This is a genomic window from Salinicola endophyticus (genome assembly GCF_003206575.1).
In the GTDB taxonomy this organism is placed as follows: Bacteria; Pseudomonadota; Gammaproteobacteria; order Pseudomonadales; family Halomonadaceae; genus Salinicola; species Salinicola endophyticus.
This window is the reverse complement of the sequence record NZ_PZJO01000004.1, coordinates 433239-450120: the sequence shown is the minus strand read 5'-3', so window position 1 is coordinate 450120 and position 16882 is coordinate 433239. Positions and strand designations below refer to the sequence as shown.

General features: G+C 65.3%; 18 protein-coding genes and 1 tRNA gene. 6 read left to right on the top strand and 13 right to left on the bottom strand.

Translation table 11 applies throughout. The annotated features are described in order from the left end of the window. Positions 1-2 precede the first annotated feature (2 nt). The 5 genes from DOM66_RS11365 to DOM66_RS11345 all read right to left on the bottom strand — a co-directional run bounded on the left by DOM66_RS11365 (position 3) and on the right by DOM66_RS11345 (position 4667). Complete coding sequence (locus DOM66_RS11365; protein WP_110675549.1) at positions 3-1466, bottom strand: NAD-dependent succinate-semialdehyde dehydrogenase; 1464 nt, start codon at positions 1464-1466, stop codon at positions 3-5. A gap of 215 nt (positions 1467-1681) precedes the next feature. Further along, positions 1682-2137 carry a hypothetical protein gene (locus DOM66_RS19575; protein ID WP_157959040.1) on the bottom strand — a complete coding sequence of 152 codons (456 nt, stop codon included), beginning with the start codon at positions 2135-2137 and terminating at the stop codon, positions 1682-1684. Positions 2138-2153: 16 nt separating this feature from the next. Continuing rightward, complete coding sequence (folE, locus tag DOM66_RS11355) at positions 2154-2711, bottom strand: GTP cyclohydrolase I FolE (RefSeq protein ID WP_106418160.1); 558 nt, start codon at positions 2709-2711, stop codon at positions 2154-2156. Between the two features lie 182 nt (positions 2712-2893). Next, complete coding sequence (locus DOM66_RS11350) at positions 2894-3880, bottom strand: serine/threonine protein kinase (protein WP_110690174.1); 987 nt, start codon at positions 3878-3880, stop codon at positions 2894-2896. Positions 3881-3920: 40 nt separating this feature from the next. Then, positions 3921-4667: a ComF family protein gene (locus DOM66_RS11345; RefSeq protein ID WP_188115176.1), complete on the bottom strand. Its 747-nt coding sequence runs from the start codon at positions 4665-4667 to the stop codon at positions 3921-3923. A gap of 311 nt (positions 4668-4978) precedes the next feature. Here DOM66_RS11345 and DOM66_RS11340 point away from each other — a divergent pair, with 311 nt between their 5' ends. After that, positions 4979-5263: a hypothetical protein gene (locus tag DOM66_RS11340; protein ID WP_110675546.1), complete on the top strand. Its 285-nt coding sequence runs from the start codon at positions 4979-4981 to the stop codon at positions 5261-5263. A 766-nt stretch (positions 5264-6029) separates the two neighbouring features. Beyond that, the gene (locus DOM66_RS11335) at positions 6030-6641 is read left to right on the top strand and encodes a hypothetical protein (protein ID WP_188115175.1); all 612 of its coding nucleotides are present in this window, start codon (positions 6030-6032) and stop codon (positions 6639-6641) included. 194 nt (positions 6642-6835) lie between these two features. Here DOM66_RS11335 and DOM66_RS11330 read toward each other — a convergent pair. Both DOM66_RS11330 and DOM66_RS11325 read right to left on the bottom strand, forming a co-directional pair. Continuing rightward, positions 6836-6920 (bottom strand) — tRNA-Leu (locus tag DOM66_RS11330). Positions 6921-7356: 436 nt separating this feature from the next. Next, positions 7357-7701: a hypothetical protein gene (locus tag DOM66_RS11325; RefSeq protein WP_157958839.1), complete on the bottom strand. Its 345-nt coding sequence runs from the start codon at positions 7699-7701 to the stop codon at positions 7357-7359. Positions 7702-8850: 1149 nt separating this feature from the next. Between DOM66_RS11325 and DOM66_RS11320 the strand changes: the two genes are divergently transcribed. From DOM66_RS11320 to DOM66_RS11310, 3 genes are all read left to right on the top strand, one after another. Continuing rightward, complete coding sequence (locus DOM66_RS11320; RefSeq protein WP_110690322.1) at positions 8851-9600, top strand: amino acid ABC transporter substrate-binding protein; 750 nt, start codon at positions 8851-8853, stop codon at positions 9598-9600. A 141-nt stretch (positions 9601-9741) separates the two neighbouring features. After that, complete coding sequence (locus DOM66_RS11315) at positions 9742-10416, top strand: amino acid ABC transporter permease (protein ID WP_106418165.1); 675 nt, start codon at positions 9742-9744, stop codon at positions 10414-10416. Next, the gene (locus tag DOM66_RS11310) at positions 10413-11159 is read left to right on the top strand and encodes an amino acid ABC transporter ATP-binding protein (RefSeq protein WP_110675541.1); all 747 of its coding nucleotides are present in this window, start codon (positions 10413-10415) and stop codon (positions 11157-11159) included. Before DOM66_RS11315 ends, DOM66_RS11310 begins: the two co-directional genes overlap by 4 nt. A 15-nt stretch (positions 11160-11174) precedes the next feature. Here DOM66_RS11310 and DOM66_RS11305 read toward each other — a convergent pair whose 3' ends face one another. After that, positions 11175-12662 (bottom strand): sodium:solute symporter family protein, encoded by a 1488-nt coding sequence (locus DOM66_RS11305; protein ID WP_110690173.1) that lies wholly within the window; start codon positions 12660-12662, stop codon positions 11175-11177. Next, a complete protein-coding gene (locus DOM66_RS11300; protein WP_110675539.1) occupies positions 12655-12888 on the bottom strand; it encodes a hypothetical protein in 234 nt (77 codons plus the stop codon). Before DOM66_RS11300 ends, DOM66_RS11305 begins: the two co-directional genes overlap by 8 nt. 210 nt (positions 12889-13098) lie before the next feature. Between DOM66_RS11300 and DOM66_RS11295 the strand changes: the two genes are divergently transcribed. Beyond that, entirely contained in the window at positions 13099-13914 is an 816-nt protein-coding gene (locus DOM66_RS11295; protein ID WP_110690172.1) for a DUF1206 domain-containing protein, read from the top strand. A gap of 180 nt (positions 13915-14094) precedes the next feature. Here DOM66_RS11295 and DOM66_RS11290 read toward each other — a convergent pair whose 3' ends face one another. The 4 genes from DOM66_RS11290 to ureE all read right to left on the bottom strand — a co-directional run bounded on the left by DOM66_RS11290 (position 14095) and on the right by ureE (position 16866). Next, positions 14095-14706 carry a HupE/UreJ family protein gene (locus DOM66_RS11290; RefSeq protein ID WP_110675537.1) on the bottom strand — a complete coding sequence of 204 codons (612 nt, stop codon included), beginning with the start codon at positions 14704-14706 and terminating at the stop codon, positions 14095-14097. A gap of 79 nt (positions 14707-14785) precedes the next feature. After that, the gene (ureG, locus tag DOM66_RS11285) at positions 14786-15448 is read right to left on the bottom strand and encodes an urease accessory protein UreG (RefSeq protein ID WP_110675536.1); all 663 of its coding nucleotides are present in this window, start codon (positions 15446-15448) and stop codon (positions 14786-14788) included. A 138-nt stretch (positions 15449-15586) separates the two neighbouring features. After that, a complete protein-coding gene (locus DOM66_RS11280) occupies positions 15587-16228 on the bottom strand; it encodes an urease accessory protein UreF (protein WP_110690320.1) in 642 nt (213 codons plus the stop codon). A 47-nt stretch (positions 16229-16275) separates the two neighbouring features. Then, positions 16276-16866 carry an urease accessory protein UreE gene (ureE, locus tag DOM66_RS11275; protein ID WP_110690171.1) on the bottom strand — a complete coding sequence of 197 codons (591 nt, stop codon included), beginning with the start codon at positions 16864-16866 and terminating at the stop codon, positions 16276-16278. Positions 16867-16882: the final 16 nt, after the last annotated feature.

Sequence of the window (16882 nt, the reverse complement as noted above, 5' to 3'; positions counted from 1 at the left end):
CCTCAAGCCTGGCCCAGGTCGATGCACAGATACTTGACCTCGAGATACTCGTCGAGGCCGTACTTGGAGCCCTCGCGCCCCAGCCCGGACGCCTTGACGCCGCCGAAGGGCGCGCTGGCGTTGGAGATCAGCCCGGTGTTGATGCCGACCATGCCGTACTCGAGCGCTTCCGCCACCCGCCAGACGCGCCCCAGATCCCGCGAGTAGAAGTACGAGGCCAGACCGAACTGGGTGTCGTTGGCCAGCCGCACGGCCTCCTCCTCGGTCTCGAACGGGAACACCGCCGCCAGCGGGCCGAATGTCTCCTCGCTCGCCACCTTCATCTCCGGGGTGGCGTGGCTGATCAGGGTGGGCGAGAAGAAGCGCCCGCCAAGGGAGTGCTCGTGGCCACCGAGCAGCAGCTGGGCCCCCTTGTCGGTGGCATCCTTGACGTGCTCGCTCACCTTGGCCACCGCATCCTCATCGATCAGCGGCCCGATATTGACGCCATCCTGGAAACCGTCGCCGACCTTCAGTTCGCTGTTCATCGCCGCCGCGAGCTTCTCGCTGAAGGCGTTGATCACGCTCGACTGGACCAGGAAGCGGTTGGTGCAGACGCAGGTCTGTCCGGCATTGCGGAACTTGGAGGCGATGGCGCCTTCGACTGCGGCATCCAGGTCGGCATCCTCGAACACCAGGAAGGGGGCGTTGCCGCCGAGCTCCAGCGAGATCTTCTGGATGTGCTGGGCGGCACCCGCCATCAGCGAACTGCCGACCTCGGTGGAGCCGGTGAAGGTGACCTTGCGCACCACCGGCGACTCGGTCATCGCCTTGGCGATCTCGCTGGCCTTGCCCGGCACCACGTTGAAGACACCCCGCGGCACCCCTGCCTGCTCGGCCAGCGCTGCCAGCGCGGTGGCGGAGAACGGCGTCTGACTGGCCGGCTTGATCACGATGGTGCAGCCGGCGGCGAGCGCCGCTGCGGCCTTGCGCGTGATCATCGAGGAGGGGAAGTTCCACGGCGTGATCGCCCCGACCACCCCCACCGGCTGCTTGGTCACCACGATACGCTGCTGGCTGCTGGCTGCCGGAATGGTATCGCCGTAAATGCGCCGCGCCTCTTCGGCGAACCAGCGCATGAAGCTCGCAGCATAGACGATCTCCCCTGCCGCTTCCTTGACCGGCTTGCCCTGCTCGGCGGTCATGATCGCGGCCAGCTCGTCCTTGTGCTCGAGCATCAGCTCGTACCACTTCATCAGGATGTCGGCGCGCTCCAGCGCCGTGTGCTGGCGCCAGCCCGGCAGCGCCGCTTCGGCGGCCTCGATCGCGCGCTCGGTCTCGGCGCGGCCGAGCCGTGGCATACGCCCCAGAATCTCGCCATTGGCGGGGTTGTCGACGTCGATCTGTTCACCGCTGTCGGCGGCCACCCAGTGGCCGTCGATATAGGCGTAGGGCCTGAACAGCGCGCTCTCTTTGACGGATTGCATGAGTCACTCCTTCCTTGATGTGCCTGCCGCCGGCCGCGCCGAACCCGCGCAGCCGACGGTGGTTGCCGGGGCGTCGCCGCTACTCGGGGCGACGCGTCTGAAACGGGCAACGTGTCGGGGAAAAGGATGGCGCTTTCGGTGCGCTGGCGCCAGTGACAATCGGTCTTAGGGGGCTGCGGCTCAAGACGCCGATGCACCAAAACCGCATCAGGCGCTCATACGACCCCCTGGGACCAGAGCGTCACGCCGACCGCGATCACCAGGGCGAGCGCCGCCACCGCCTGGCCGTTGAAGCGCTGCGGCGCGCGGTGGACGTGGCGCAGCCCCAGCCAGGCGAGAATCAGCGCGACCACCTCGACCACCGGTGCATAGCGTCCGGCACCGACGCCGGCACACGCCACCACGAAAGCCGCCAGCGCCCAGTGCGATAGCTGCTTGCGCTGCACCTTGCCGCTGGCATCACGGGTACTCCGCGCGGGCTTTTGCGCTTCGGGCCGATTGAACACGCGCACCGCGCGCCCGTCGGCCACATCGAAGCGCACCGCCAGGCCCGCCGCGGGCAGGCCGCGTCCGCGCCACTGACCGAACTCGAAAGTGTAGCGCTGGCCATCCTCGGCCACGATCTCGCCGCGCTGGGTGTCGTCATCGAAGGCGTGCAGCTGGCCATCCATGCGTCGCGCTCCTGGGTCAGCGGCCGTTGACCAGCATCAGGAACTCCTGACGCGTGGTCTGGTTCTTGCGGAAGCTGCCGAGCATCACCGAAGTCTTCATGCACGAGTTCTGCTTCTCGACCCCGCGCATCATCATGCACATGTGCTGGGCCTCGACCACCACGCCGACGCCGCGGGCACCGGTCACCTGCATCACCGCTTCAGCGATCTCGCGGGTGAGGTTCTCCTGGATCTGCAGCCGCCGCGCATACATGTCGACGATGCGCGCGAACTTGGACAGCCCCAGCACCCGGCCCTGGGGCAGGTAGGCGATATGGCACTTGCCGATGAACGGCAATACGTGGTGCTCGCACATCGAGTACATCTCGATGTCCTTGACCAGCACCATTTCGTCGGTGTCGGAGGCGAACACGGCGCCGTTGACCAGTTCTTCCAGAGACTGATGGTAACCCTGGGTCAGAAACTGCATCGCTTTGGCGGCCCGCTGCGGCGTGTTGCGCAGCCCCTCGCGCTGGGGGTCCTCCCCCAGGTGCTCGAGAATACCGCGAAAATGGCCTGCCAATTGCTCTGTCATGATGCTGCCTTGATCCTGTCGCTTGCGGGCACTGGCGCCAACTACCGCACACGGGCGCCGCGCTGATGGAAAGAGGAAAACGCAGGCCACGAAAGCCGACGCATGATGAAAGGGGATTCTAGCGAAACTCGCCTCTGCGCTCTATCGCCAGCGCGCGCCGGCCATGTCCGCGCCCGCCGCCCTCAGGCCAGCCAGCGTGGCGAGTCCAGCGCTACCCGCTGCTGCTCCAGGGTGCGGATGTGCTGATCCCAGTAGCCACTGTCGGCCACGTAGGGGAAAGCACGCGGGAACGCCGGATCCTGCCAGCGGTTGGCCAGCCAGGCGCTATGGCGTACCAGGCGCAGCGTGCGCAGCGCTTCGATCCACTCGAGCTGGCGCCGATCGAAGTCGAGCGACTCCTCGTAGCCCTCGATCACCTCGGAGAGCTGCATCTGCCACTCCTCCGGCGACTGCGCGGTGAGCAGCATCCACAGATCCTGCACCGCCGGCGCCATGGCACAGTCATCGAAGTCGACCAGGGCAAAGTGGTCGTCGCGGCCGAGCATGTTGCCCAGATGGCAGTCACCGTGAACGCGCTGCAGGGCCTGGTGCGGCCAGGCATGCTCGGCGAGCAGCGTCAGCAGGGCGTCGGTCACGCTGGTGTAGGCACTCTGCTGTCGCGCGCTCATCCAGGGTGCGGCGAGCACGCGCTCACGGCTCTCCTCGACCAGCCGCCGCGGCTCGAAAACCGGCCGATGCTGGAAAGTGTGACGCCGGCCGATGGCATGCACCTGCCCGATCAACTGGCCCAGGGCGAAGAGATGGGCGGGATTGTCGAGCTCCGGCGCCTGCCCCGGCACATGGGCGAACAGCGCAAAGCGGAAGCCCTCCGCCTCGAACAGCGTCTCCCCCTGGGCGTTCTGCCACGGCGCCCCGATCGCGACCTCGGCGGCGGCGAGCTCGCCCAGAAAGGCGTGCTCTTCGAGAATCTGCGCCGTGCTCAAGCGCTCGGGGCGGTAGAACTTGGCGACCCAGCGCTGGCGCTCGTCGTCGCTCAAGGCATAGACCCGATTCTCGTAGCTGTTGAGCGCAAACGGCTCGCCCGGCAACCAAAAGCCCTGGGACTCGACCGCCTCGACCACACGCTGGGGGGTCAGGGTCTCGAACGGATGCGGCGATGCGGCACTCATGGCTTACCTCGACAGACGAAGGCTATGGCGGCGCATGCTATCAGATTCGGTCCGGCGGCGTACGTGCCAGCGCCACCACCCCGATGTGGCGGGCACCGGCACGGCGGCAGGCCAGGGCCAGCGCGTCCAGTGTGGCGCCGGTGGTCATGACGTCATCCAGCAGCAGCACCGACTCGGGCAGCGGCCCCTCGATTCCGAAGGCGTCCTTGACGTTACGCCGGCGCGCGGCGCGGTCGAGCCCGCGCTGGCTCGACGAGTCACGCTGGCGTAGCGCCGCCAGCCGCGGCAGTTGCCAGCGCTCGGCAAGCGCGTCCCCCAACCAGGCGACCGGATCGAAACCCCGCTCGCGGGTGCGTGCCCAGGAGCCGGGAACGCCGATCAGTCGTTCGCCACACGGCGCGGTATCACCCAAAGCGTGAATCAGCAGTTCCACCAGCAGCGTTCCGGCGCGTGGATCGGCGGAGAACTTGAAGCGCTGCACCAGTCTCACCAACGGCTCTTCGTAGCGCAGCGGCACCCAGGCCGCATCGAATGCCGGCGGGCGCCTCAGGCAGCGCCCGCAGACGTCTCCACCGCCCAGCGTCGCCATGGGCTCGGCGCAGCGACGGCAGGCCACGCCATTCCGGGGCAGCTCAGCGTCGCAATCATCGCACCAGGGGAGATCGCCCGAGAGGCGGGCATAGCAGAATGCACAGTAACCGGGCAACGCTCGGCGTAACCCGCGCTCGAGCAGCCAGCGCAGATTGCCGGCGGCGATCGCCCGGCACAGCGTGTGACGCCTGAACATGCTTCTCTGACTCCTCTCTTGCCTCTCTCTTGCCTCTCTCTCTTGCCTCTCTCTATTACTCCTCTCTCTTCCCTCTTCCCTCTTCCCTGCCCTCTCCTGGCGTTCGACACTCCAGTACGCTGACGCTTTCCCTCCCAAGAGATCGGCGGTCAGCACGGCGGCTTGAGCGCCGTCGTTCCGCCCTTGCCAACCTCGGCTACACTGAGATCGATCCGCCGACATCCCGGCGAGTGGGACTTGTCACGGCCGCGGGGACAAGGGCGCCCTCCCTTCGCCCTTGTCCCCGCACCTGACTCCAGGAGGCGTTCGCGATGACACTGACCAGACAGGAAGCCGCGCAGCTGCTGGAAGCCGGATTGAAGCCGTACCGCGTGCGCACCTCTTTCAAAGAGGCACCGCCCCATGTCAGCGTCAGGGTGAATCATGATCGTGGCGCCTTCGTGCGCACCCTTCCCATAGGTATCTGCAGCAATCGTCGCGCGCTGATTCGACGCATCGACCTGTTGCGCTCCGAAGCGGAGAATCGCTTTGGCATCCCCTGCGCAAGATGGCCACAGGGCGATGAGATCAAGGCAGAAAAGCGCATTCATCTGTAGCGAGGCTTTCCCGTCGTGGGCGACGGCCTGAGCGGTCTCATCGTGCCTCGAGGCGTAGCCGGCGCACCTGCGACCCCGCCCCGGACAACCTCGTCAGGCGCAGATTGCCGGGCCCCACTCCCCAGCCCAGCATGGGCTCGAACATCCTCGCTCTACCCCGCAGTCGCCCAACTTCATTGACACCCTGGCGCCATCATTGACTGCCCTTCGAGATAGGAACTTCGATCAGACGCCGAAAGACTCTTCCTTTTGCGTGCAGAGGACAAGGCACCGCTTCTAGCGCGACATTGCCCTGATAAAAGCATGCCTACACAACCATCATATAAAATAAGTCTAATTAAAAAATACCCAGAAATCACACCCCAAAAACCCGATCAACCCTCACCCATGATTTTCTTTACCAGGCAAGATGAAAAACCCATAACCGCTTAAAAAAAAGGGTTTTTTACAGTTCAAATGTCAGGGTATACGCACCAAAAACCCCAAAAAAATATAACAGCGACGATTGCCAAATGCAGAATAAAACCCAAATAATTAAGAATTATCTAAAGTAAATATTAGCTTTGATCAGCAAAGAAAAATTCATTGATAATCATCACAACGCAAAGGAGGATCGCGCCGATTGCACGCCCATCAGAAAGCGACAATGGCGGGATCATTGCGGATCACCGATCCCATATCACCGTCCATCATTCCTGGGGGCTATACGAAGAACATGTCACTCTACGAGCGTTTTCAGAGCCGGATGTCGGCCGTCGACAAGCTTGTGAACATGTACAGAGAGCTGTGCAGCGCGCGCGGCATTCTGCCTCGCGGACGCCTGGACGAGGCACACAGTGACCTGCTCTGGTTACCGCGCTCGGCGGTGGCCTTCTCGCTGGCGGCCATGGACGCCTACGTCAACGAAGTCGTCACCGACAAGCTGGGTGATTACCGCGCCTGCGTGTCGCTCTACGTGCCGATGAAGAACGTGCTCGAGCAGCCGACCCATCCCATGTGTCCCCGCCTGTGCATGCCCCACCAACTCACCAGCGACAGGCGCCACGGCACGCGACACTGGGTCGACCCCTCCCAGCCCAGCGGCCGCACGTCGCTCTCGTTCAAGTCACCGGATGAGTTGATCGCCGCCTATCGCCTGCTGGGGCACGCCGATATCATCGAGTCGATCGCCGCCATCTGGCCGGGGCCCGCCTGCACCCCCGCCGATATCAAGCAGAAATTGAACGTGCTGATACAGCGACGCAATCAGATCACCTACGAAGGCGACCGCGACCCTGAAGGGCATATACGACAGATCCATCCGCACTATGCGACCCGCTGCAAATCGTTCATCGAGAACGTGGTGATACGGCTACATCGTGTCGCCTACGAGTCTTAGCTTAACGCGCCGGGGAGGAGGTTGGGGTAGATCGCGCACCGGCCTCTTCCTGGGAACCACGGTAGACGGATGAGCGTTTCAGAGCCCGCAAAGCAGTGGACCACATGGAGAGTGCGCCACAATCGGGTCACTCGGAAAATCAGATCACTCAACCGAGGAGGGCATCGAAGGCCGAAAAGCCTTGTGAATCAAGCTGGTGCGGATGGGGAGACTCGAACTCCCACGCCTTGCGGCACTAGAACCTAAATCTAGCGTGTCTACCAATTCCACCACATCCGCCGGATGAAGAGCGCGCTCATTTTACGGACGAGCGCACCAAAGTCAATTCGCTACACGGCGCCATGCGGAGCCCGGTGCCGAGCGCGGCTAGCCATGGGCAGCACAAGAACGGGGTAGGCAGCGCAGAGATGGCATCATTGGCGACACAAAAATAGAGGGTCCGCGTACGAACCCCCCAATCGGTGACGGCTTCCTGCCGAATGCCATGGCGTCCTGCCAAACCTCCCTGTGCCGGCCGCATCCTGCGGCCTCGCTTCCTGATGTCGCCTCCCTGACAACACGCACACTGTGGACCCCTCAGGGATCAGATAATTTGATACAGGTGAAGAAGTGGCAAAGTAATTGTATCCGTATGTATCCAAACACTCTTGGCGTGGCGGCGTCAGGCCACAAAAAAGCGCCCCGTAGGGCGCTTTTGGGAGACGCTGCTCGCCTGTCACTGGGACTTCTGTGCCGCTGCTGCAGCGTCGCTCTGACCCTGAGCGTTGATCGAGTCGAGATCTTCGGCATCCTTGATATCGGTCTTGCCGTCGGTCTCTTCTTGCATGGCATCGATGGAGTCGTCGGTCGACGCGCTGTGACCGCTCTCATCCATGCCTTTTTGCTCGCTTTCGCCGCTCATCATGTCCTGCTGCGACTCAGTCACGCCGTCACCCTTGCTGAGCGGCTCCTGATTGGCCTGCTCAGCTTGCTTCATCGCGGCGCTGTCGGCATACACCATACCTGCGCCGCCGAGCAGCATGAGAGCGGTGGCGGTTACGACTGCAATACCTTTTTTCATGGCAAGTCCCTTGTCTCTTTGGTTGACAGACACGCCGCGCCTTCGGCGGGGGTGTTCCAACAGCATAGCGCAAATTGCGCCTTTTGCCCGCCCCGCGAGGTCGTGCAAGCCACGCCTGCCCTTACCTTACCTCTCCGGCGGCAAGGTGAGGCGCTGGCGTGCCGTGGCAACGGATGGACCTGCGTCGTGACCGTCGAACAGCCTCACGCGAACCCAGCGGTATTGCCAGAGCGCTGTCGCGGGGTAGACGCCCGCGGGCCTCTCGACAAGACATGCAGCGGCCCAGTCAATCAAAGAGACAGGGGCGAGAAGTACGCAGGAAGAAGAGGGGTCGCGCCAAAAATACGAAAGGCGAGCCCGGAGGCCCGCCTTTATAGGTCCGCCTGCGCCGGGGACTTCCTGTCCTGAGGAGGGTCATCCTGCCCCCTGCCGGCGTGCGGTGCTGTGCAATCAAGCCACAAGATCACTTTCCTGGTGTCATGTAGCCATACGATCTTCCATGATCGTAGCCAAGATTCACCTATCGTCCCTAGACTTCATCCTTGAAGCCGGTGAATCGACCAACGAATGCAAAGTTATACAAAACCTTTCTCTAGGTCAAGCACCCGCCCAACATGACCGATGCCAGGCACCACCGGCAGGCCGATGGCAGGTGCAGAATAAACAGGAAAGGAGACGATGGAAGGACATCGACTCCCCGAAAGCAGGATACGCTCCAGCCCGTCTGCCGGGGCTGCGAGAGCAACGCCGATAGCGCCCAGAACGCGACTCGCTCTCGACTCTCAACGGTACCTGAGCCTATCGGCCCGTTCCCTGGCCATGCCGCTAACCAGCGCATCGCGCAAGTCCATTGGTCACGTCCCTGCGGCAGCCTTCACGAAGAGAATCGAGCCGATGTTAGATCAATACATTACAAACAACAAAGGCTCGTACAAAATATTCCAACCTATAGGGCTCATCGGCGAGCCCAGCGACGGCGACGAGGCCATAGCCCCAAACAAAATGGCATATAAAATTTTTCTCTTATTCCGGGAAAAAATTTTGCGCTATGCTACGTCCACTCACGGCAGCGCGGCCATATCCCGCGCCGGCCCTATCGACGAGGAGATTCCCCGCATGGCTCGATACTCATACTCTATGGCTGGCCGCATGCTCCGCGGCGGCGCCCTGGCGCTGAGCCTGGGACTGGCCTCACTGAGCGGCATGGCGCATGCCGACACCCTGCGCGTCGGTATGTCCGGCGGCTACTATCCGTTCACCTTCGTCGACCATGACGTGCTCAAGGGCTTCGAGGTCGACCTGATGAACGCCATCGGCGAAGAGACCGGCGACGACATCGATTTCGTCACCGCCAGCTTCTCCGGGCTTGCCGGGATGCTCGACTCCGGGCGTATCGACACCATCGCCAACCAGATCACCATCACTCCCGAGCGCGAGAAGAAGTACCTGTTCAGCACGCCCTACGTCTATGACGGCGCCCAGGTCGTGGTGCGCAAGGGCAACGACGCCATCCACGGTGTCGAAGATCTGAAGGGCAAGACCGTTGCGGTCAACCTCGGCTCCAACTACGAGGCACTGCTCGAGGAGCTGCCCTACGCCGACCAGATCGACATCAAGACCTACGACTCCAACATCGAGCAGGACGTCGCCCTCGGCCGTGCCGACGCCTTCGTCATGGATCGTGTCAGCGCGACCCAGGTGATCAAGGACAAGCCGTTGCCGCTCGAGCTCGCCGGTCAGCCCTTCTCGCAGATCCAGAACGCCTACCCGTTCCGTGACGACGAGGCCGGCGCTGCCCTGCGCGATCGCGTCAACGCCGCACTGGCCAAGCTGCGCGACAGCGGCAAGCTGAGAGCGATCTCCGAGAAGTGGTTCGGTACCGATATCACCCAACCCTGATATTCTGATCCCACGCCGCCCTCGAGTCGTGCCCTGCGTCCTACACGCAGGGCTGCGCCGGGGCGACACGGCCCATGACGCTCGCCGGCTTCATGGGCCTTTCTGTTATCCACGGCCGCGCTGCGCGGCGTAGTGACCTCCATGCATGCACTCAATGTCGACTATATGCTGGGCCTGGTGCCCATCCTTCTGAGCTATCTACCGTTGACCCTGGGCATGGCCGCCGCGGGCATGCTGTGCGCCCTGGTCCTGGCCTCGCTGCTGGCGGTAATCCGGGTGACCGAGTTGCCCGGGCTCAACGCCTTCGCCATGCTGTTCATCTCGTTCTTCCGCGGCACGCCGCTGCTGGTGCAGTTGTTTCTGTTCTATTACGGTCTGCCCCAGGTGCTCACCTTCCTGGTCTCGATCAACGGCATCACCGCCACCATTCTCGGCCTGACCCTGCACTTCTCGGCCTACATGGCGGAGTCGATCCGCGCCGCCATCGTCGGGATCGACCGTAGCCAGACCGAGGCCGCGCTCTCGGTAGGCATGACCCAGGGCCAGTTGATGCGGCGTATCGTGCTGCCCCAGGCGACCCGCGTCGCCACGCCGACGCTGATGAACTACTTCATCGACATGATCAAGTCGACCTCGCTCGCCTTCACGCTGGGCGTCACCGAGCTGATGGGGGCGACCCAGAAGGAAGCCGCCAGCAGCTTCCTCTACTTCGAAGCCTTTCTGGTCGTCGCCGTGATCTACTGGGTCGTGGTGGAAGCCCTGTCGTGGGTACAGAAATGGCTGGAACAACGACTCAATCGGGCCTATCAGCGATGATCGAACTCAAGGGTTTGCGCAAGCAGTTCGGCGACCAGGTGGTCTTCGACGCCATAGACCTCCAGCTCTCGCGGGGGGAGATCATCGTCGTGGTCGGCCCTTCCGGTACCGGCAAGTCGACCCTGCTGCGCTGCATCAACTTCCTCGAGCGCCCCGATGCCGGCCAGCTCACCGTGGGCGATCTCCAGGTCGATGTCACCCGCGCCACCCAGGCGCAGATTCTCGCCCTGCGCCGGCGCACCGCCTTCGTGTTCCAGAACTATGCGCTGTTCGCCAACAAGACCGCACTGGAGAACATCGCCGAAGGCATGATCGTGGTCGACCGCCTCTCCAAGCGCGAGGCGCATGCCCGGGCGCGCAAGATCCTCGAGCGCATCGGCCTGGCCGACAAGGCCGATGCCTATCCGGCCTCGCTCTCCGGGGGGCAGCAGCAGCGTGTCGGTATCGGCCGAGCGATGGCGGCCAACGCCGAGGTGATCCTGTTCGACGAGCCGACCTCCGCCCTCGACCCGCAGTGGGTCGAGGAGGTACTGGGACTGATGAAACAGCTCGCGGCGGAGCACCAGACCATGATCGTGGTGACCCACGAGATGCAGTTCGCCCGCGACGTCGCCGACCGCGTGGTGTTCATGGACGAGGGCCGAATCATCGAACAGGCACCGCCGGCGACACTCTTCAGCCAGCCACGCGATGAACGCACCCAGCGCTTCCTGAAGAAGATTCTCGCCGCCAATCCGGCCTGACACCACCCGCGCCAGTCAGGCGCGGGAGCGACCCGGGGCGCTGATGGCGAAGAAGCGCTCGACCACGTCATCGCGCACCGGCCGGGTGAGCAGCGACACGCCCACGAACAATGGCAGGTTGACCAGCAGCCCCCAGAAGCCGGCATGCACGCCGAGGGGGTTGCGCCAGATCAGGGTGAAAGCGAGGGTCACGCAGAAACCGGCGACGATACCGGCGATCACCCCGGCGGTGGAGGCCCGGGTCCACACGAACATGCCGATGAAGGCTGGCAGCACCTGGGTGGCGAAGCCGAGCCCCACCAGCAGGATCATCACCAGGTTGCTCGGCTCACTGATCGCCACCGGGGCGACGATCAGCGCCATGATCGGGACCAGCAGCCGCCGAGCCAGTCGCGCCGTGGCGCTATCGCCCAGCCGCCACAGCGGCTGGGCGATATCGCGCGCATAAGCCATGGCCACCGAGTGCAGAAACGGCTCGCATGAGGACATCGCCGCGGCCAGGGTGCCCGCCCCCAGCAGCCCCACCAGCCAGACCGGAAGGTGGCCGAGGGCGTAGCTCAAGGCCACGGTATCGGCGCGTTCGAGCTGCGGCAGCGCGAGGATGCCGATGAAGCCCACCACCACCATCGGCAGCACCACGATGTAGTAGGTCGGCAGCCAGGTCGCGCTGCGCCGGATGGTGTCGGCCGAGCGGGCGCTCATCCACTGACTCCATACCGGTGGCATGAACGACAGCATCGAGACGATGATCGAGGTGGTCCAGAAGGCGAAGCTCATGTCACCGCCCGCCCCCGGCAAGGTCAGGAAGTCGGGACGCTCCGCCTGCAGACGCGCGAAGATGGCGCCGAAGCCCAGCTCGCCGCTGGCGGTATGGGCCGACCACAGCCCCACGCTCCACGCCACCACCAGCATCAGCACACCCTGAAAGGCGTTGGTCAGACCGATGGCGTGCTGCCCACTGACGTAGAGATAGAGCGCCATCGCCGCCAGGATCAGAATCACCCCTGCCCAGACCGGAATGCGCCCGCCGCTCATCACCGCCAGGATGTAGGCCGAGCCCATGGTCTGCAGCACCGCATAGGCCAGCGAGCCGATCGACATCACCAGCGCCGCCAGGCCACCCAGCAGCGGACTCTGATAACGGTCGGCGATGGCCGCCCCCTGGGTGACGTGGCCGAAGCGCCGGCCGAACTCCCACACCCGCGGACCGCAATACCAGGCCACCAGCGCCAGATAGGAGAGATAGATCACCACGTAGAAGACCGCAACGCCCTTGCTGTAGGCCCAACCGGGCGCGCCCATGAAGGTGTAGGCGCTGATGCTGCCGGCGGCGATCAGCAGATAGAGGGTCACCGTCCCCATGCTGCGTCCGGCGACGCCCCACTCCTCCAGGCTGTCCATGACGCGACCGCGGCGCGCGCCCAGGCCGATCACCAGCGCCACCGCGACATAGCTCAGGGTGATCCACAGCGGGGCCAGACTGCTCGTCGACAGGCTAGTCATCCCCGCGCGCCCTCCGCGCCAGCCAGCGGTTGCCCAGCAGCATGGCGATCCAGCAGCCGGCCACGATCGCATAGGCCCATAGCGCCAGCCACGGCAGCCCGAACGCCAGCCGCGCCCGATTGACCCCGGCCACCACCGGCCACAGGCCCATCATGATCAGGCCCAGGAACAGCAGCAACAGACCCCAGCCCGCCGCCGAGCGCGGGCGTACCACGAAATGCTTCATCGATGTTCCCACAGTGTTTCACGAGTTTTCACGGCCCCATGCGGCGGCCAGCGACAGGATAACGTATCGCACCGGGGAGCGCGGCAGGGCCCTGTCGATGGCCGGCACGGTGATGAAGAGGACGCGAGCGTAGCGCGCCCGGTGCGATGAATCGGCGCCTAATCCGGCGAACTGCTAGGCTGCAGGGATCATTCGCGTTCAAGGACCTCCATGCCGCAACGACGCTCTCGACTCCGTGACGGGCTGCGCTTCAGCGCGTCCGCCGGCTATACCGCCAAGGGCCTGATCTATATCGCGGTGGGCTGGCTCGCCCTGCTCACCACCATCGGCCTGGGCGGCAGCGAGAGCGGCACCAGCGAGGTGATCCGCAAGATCGCGCTATGGCCCTTCGGCAGCGTGCTGCTGGTGCTGCTCGGCCTGGGTCTGGTCGCCTACGTGGCCTGGCGCCTGGGGCAGGCGATCTGGGACACCGAGCACAAGGGTAACGACTGGAAAGGCTGGCTGCAGCGGCTGGGATTCGCCCTCAGCGCCGGGCTCTACGCCACCCTGGCGTGGCAGTGCGCGACCCTGCTGATGCACAGCGTGGCGAGCTCTTCGCAGGAGGATAACCGCCGCCGCACCGAGTGGCTGCTGGGCGTCCCCGGCGGGCGCTGGCTGCTGCTGGCGGTGGGGTTGGGCTTCGTCGCAGTCGGCGTGCATCAGCTCGTGCGCGCCTGGCGCCGCGCCTACCGCAAGAACTGGCATCTCGACCAGCGCCCCAACCCGCCGCTGCCGCTGCTCGAGGGGATTGCCAGACTCGGGCTGGCCGCCCGTGGGGTGACCTTCATCCTGATCGGCGGCCTGCTCGGTCTGGCTGCCTGGCAGCTCTCGCCCAGCCAGACCCAGGGGCTGGGCGGCGCCCTCGACCTGCTGGCCCACCAGCCCTACGGCGACTTCCTGCTGGGCGGTGTCGCCTGCGGGCTGATCGCCTACGGCGGCTACTGCTTCATCAATGCGGGCTATCGCCGCGTGCGTCATCCCCGCTGACCTGAACACGCCAGCATGACAAAGGCCGCGGATGCGGCCTGGAAGGATCGACACAGCGCGCCGGCGCCGCGACCGCCGTCACGGCACCGAGCTGCCTGCTGGGCGATGCAGCCCAGCAGGGAGCCAAGATACGCAGCCGATGCCGAAAGGGAGGCCGAGAGAGATACCGCGCCGGCACCCTCAGCTCAGCATCAGCGCCCCGCCGGCCGCAGCGATGGCGGCACCGATACCGCGCAGCCAGCGGCTGTCACGCTGGGCCAGCCAGGCACCGGCATGGCGCCCGACCAGGGTGATCGCCACGCTGGTGACCACGAAGCCCAGCGCATAGAGCAGCGCCGAGGCGCCGGGGGCCAGCTCGCTGCCGTGGGCATGGCCGTGCAGCAGGATGAACGCGAACACCAGCGTGCCACCCACCGCGCTGGGCAGCTTGACCAGCGTCGCCAACAGCACACCCGCCAGCAGCACGCTGGAGGCGATGCCGAACTCCACGCCCAGCAGCGGCACCCCGGCCCAGGCCAGACCGGCACCACACACCATGCCCAGGGCGATCAATGCAGGCATCGCCCGGCGCAGCGTGGGCGCCTGACGGCAGCTCCACAGCCCGATCGCCAGCATCGCCAGCAGATGATCGAGACCGGTCAGCGGGTGCATCAGCCCGGCCAGGAAGCTGCCACCGTGGGTATGCGGCAGATGCCCCGGATGGGCATAGGCCACCGAGGCCAACAGCAGTGCCAGCGGGGCACCGAGCCAGGCCAGATAGCGCGCCGCGCGACGAGAGGGTTGAGCTTGCATGGGTCACTCCTTGTGGATGGTGGGTGATGGGTAGTGGCTTGGGTGTGAAGGCGTCGACATCAGCGTGAACAGGGCCGATTCACTCGGCGCACAGCAGCGCCTGGTCGGGCCGCGCCCGCTGCGCCTCACCGCGGCGCTCCGGCAGCATGCCGCGGTCGAGAATGAAGCGCACGATGGTCTCGACGCCGACGCCGTCGTAGAGATTGGCGAACACGAAGGGGCGCGGGCCGCGCATCATCTTGGCGTCACGCTCCATGACCTCGAGCGATGCGTGCACGCGCTCGGCGATATCGATCTTGTTGATGATCAGCAGATCCGACTTGGTGATCCCCGGCCCGCCCTTGCGCGGTATCTTGTCGCCGGCGGAGACATCGATCACATAGAGGGTCAGATCGGAGAGTTCGGGGCTGAAGGTGGCGGCGAGGTTGTCGCCCCCCGACTCCACCAGCACCAGCTCCAGCGTCGGATGCCGCGCATGGAGATCGTCGATCGCCGCCAGGTTCATCGAGGCGTCTTCGCGGATCGCGGTATGCGGGCAGCCGCCGGTCTCGACACCGATGATGCGGTCGGCGTCGAGGGCGTCATGGCGCAGCAGGAAGTCTGCGTCCTCGCGGGTATAAATGTCGTTGGTGACCACCGCGATATCGTAGTGCTCGCGCAGTGCCAGGCAGAGCTGCTTGAGCAGTGCGGTCTTGCCGGACCCGACCGGGCCCCCGACGCCAACTCGCAGACAGTGTTGCATATCCCTCTCTCCTTTCGTCTTCGCGCCGCCCCATCCCGCCACGGCGCGGCGTACCTATTCCGGATGAAACCGCACATTCCGGATGAAACCTCGGTATGACACCGGGTAAGCCCCGGAAGGCTCATCCCGATGCCGACATCAGCTGCGAAACAGTCGCGAGTACTGCGTCTCGTGCAGCGCACTGGCCAGGGCCAGCCCCGGCAGCGCCGGACCCAGGGCGTCGTCATCGAGCTCGGCGGCCCGCGTCACCGCCGCCGCCAGCACCGGGCGCAGCCGCTCCACCAGTCGCTGGGCCGCGGTCTGCCCCAGCGGCAACGCCTTGCACGCCGCCGCCAGCTGGTTCTCGAGCCAGGCCCAGGCGAATCCCAGCTGGGCATCCGCCAGCGCGATGCCGCGCCGCTGCGCCGCCCAGGCGAACAGCGTGACGTAGGTGGGCGTCGGCGGCAGCCAGCCATCTTCCGGCAGCAGCTCCAGATCGCCGAGCAGGCGCGCCAGCGACTGCCCCAGGCGCAGATCCTCTTCGGCCAGCTCGTGGGTCTCACGATTGGCCAGCAGCCAGTCGTTCCAGGCCGCCAGCGCCTCGCGATCCCCGCTCTCCCAGGCTTGCCACAGGCGTTCGAGCAGCGGCAGTTCGCAGCGGGTCAGGCCATCCTCGAGCACCCCGTCGAGCCAGGCACCGAGCGTCGCTTCGTCCTTCACCCAGCCGAGTTCGAAGGCGCTCTCCAACCCCTGCGACCAGGCGAAGGCGCCGATCGGCAGTGCCGGACTCACCAGCTGCATCAGACCCAGCAGCGCCAAGGGTGAGCGTGTCGATGCCGGCGCCACGCTCAGTGCTCGCGCCCGCGGCCGCGCGGCACGAAGTCGTAGACCAGGGCGCGACCGGGGGCACTCTGATCGGGCGCGTGGCTATGCTCATGACGGTGCCCATGATCAGCACCATGCGTGTGGCCGTGGCTGTGACCATGGCCATGCGCGTGGCCTTCGGCATAGGCCCCGGACTCCGGATCGAAGGGCGCGCGGTGGCGCTCCAGGGTCGCCCCCAGGCGGGTCGCCAGCGCCTCCAGCACATGGTCGGGAGGAAAGCGCACCCAGCCGCACTCCTCCTCGGCACCCAGCGCCAGCTGCACATGGCGGTTGCCCAGGTGGTAGCAGAGCCTGGCCAGCGCCAGCGTGCCCTCGACCCGGGCCGTGACCACCGGCTCGTCGGCGGCGCGCACCGCGATCACCTCACCGCTTTCGGCGCGCAGCAGCGCACCGTGGCGCAGCACCGGCCCGCGGTCGAGAAACAGCCCCAGCTCGCGCCCGGCATCGCTGGTGGCCTTGAGGCGCCCGCGGCAGCGCAGCTCGAAGGGGAGCGTGACGCTGTCGTCGGCGACAATGTCACAGGCCGCGTCCAGGCGCTCGATCAACTTCAACATCGTGTCGTCCTTCTCG

What these genes read in the sequence shown, in the direction of transcription:
- DOM66_RS11365 (WP_110675549.1), bottom strand. Translation starts at nt 1,466, where the DNA reads ATGCAATCCGTCAAAGAGAGCGCGCTGTTCAGGCCCTACGCCTATATC.
- DOM66_RS19575 (WP_157959040.1), bottom strand. Translation starts at nt 2,137, where the DNA reads ATGGATGGCCAGCTGCACGCCTTCGATGACGACACCCAGCGCGGCGAG.
- folE (WP_106418160.1), bottom strand. Translation starts at nt 2,711, where the DNA reads ATGACAGAGCAATTGGCAGGCCATTTTCGCGGTATTCTCGAGCACCTG.
- DOM66_RS11350 (WP_110690174.1), bottom strand. Translation starts at nt 3,880, where the DNA reads ATGAGTGCCGCATCGCCGCATCCGTTCGAGACCCTGACCCCCCAGCGT.
- DOM66_RS11345 (WP_188115176.1), bottom strand. Translation starts at nt 4,667, where the DNA reads ATGTTCAGGCGTCACACGCTGTGCCGGGCGATCGCCGCCGGCAATCTG.
- DOM66_RS11340 (WP_110675546.1), top strand. Translation starts at nt 4,979, where the DNA reads ATGACACTGACCAGACAGGAAGCCGCGCAGCTGCTGGAAGCCGGATTG.
- DOM66_RS11325 (WP_157958839.1), bottom strand. Translation starts at nt 7,701, where the DNA reads ATGAAAAAAGGTATTGCAGTCGTAACCGCCACCGCTCTCATGCTGCTC.
- DOM66_RS11320 (WP_110690322.1), top strand. Translation starts at nt 8,851, where the DNA reads ATGCTCCGCGGCGGCGCCCTGGCGCTGAGCCTGGGACTGGCCTCACTG.
- DOM66_RS11315 (WP_106418165.1), top strand. Translation starts at nt 9,742, where the DNA reads ATGCATGCACTCAATGTCGACTATATGCTGGGCCTGGTGCCCATCCTT.
- DOM66_RS11310 (WP_110675541.1), top strand. Translation starts at nt 10,413, where the DNA reads ATGATCGAACTCAAGGGTTTGCGCAAGCAGTTCGGCGACCAGGTGGTC.
- DOM66_RS11305 (WP_110690173.1), bottom strand. Translation starts at nt 12,662, where the DNA reads ATGACTAGCCTGTCGACGAGCAGTCTGGCCCCGCTGTGGATCACCCTG.
- DOM66_RS11300 (WP_110675539.1), bottom strand. Translation starts at nt 12,888, where the DNA reads ATGAAGCATTTCGTGGTACGCCCGCGCTCGGCGGCGGGCTGGGGTCTG.
- DOM66_RS11295 (WP_110690172.1), top strand. Translation starts at nt 13,099, where the DNA reads ATGCCGCAACGACGCTCTCGACTCCGTGACGGGCTGCGCTTCAGCGCG.
- DOM66_RS11290 (WP_110675537.1), bottom strand. Translation starts at nt 14,706, where the DNA reads ATGCAAGCTCAACCCTCTCGTCGCGCGGCGCGCTATCTGGCCTGGCTC.
- ureG (WP_110675536.1), bottom strand. Translation starts at nt 15,448, where the DNA reads ATGCAACACTGTCTGCGAGTTGGCGTCGGGGGCCCGGTCGGGTCCGGC.
- DOM66_RS11280 (WP_110690320.1), bottom strand. Translation starts at nt 16,228, where the DNA reads ATGCAGCTGGTGAGTCCGGCACTGCCGATCGGCGCCTTCGCCTGGTCG.
- ureE (WP_110690171.1), bottom strand. Translation starts at nt 16,866, where the DNA reads ATGTTGAAGTTGATCGAGCGCCTGGACGCGGCCTGTGACATTGTCGCC.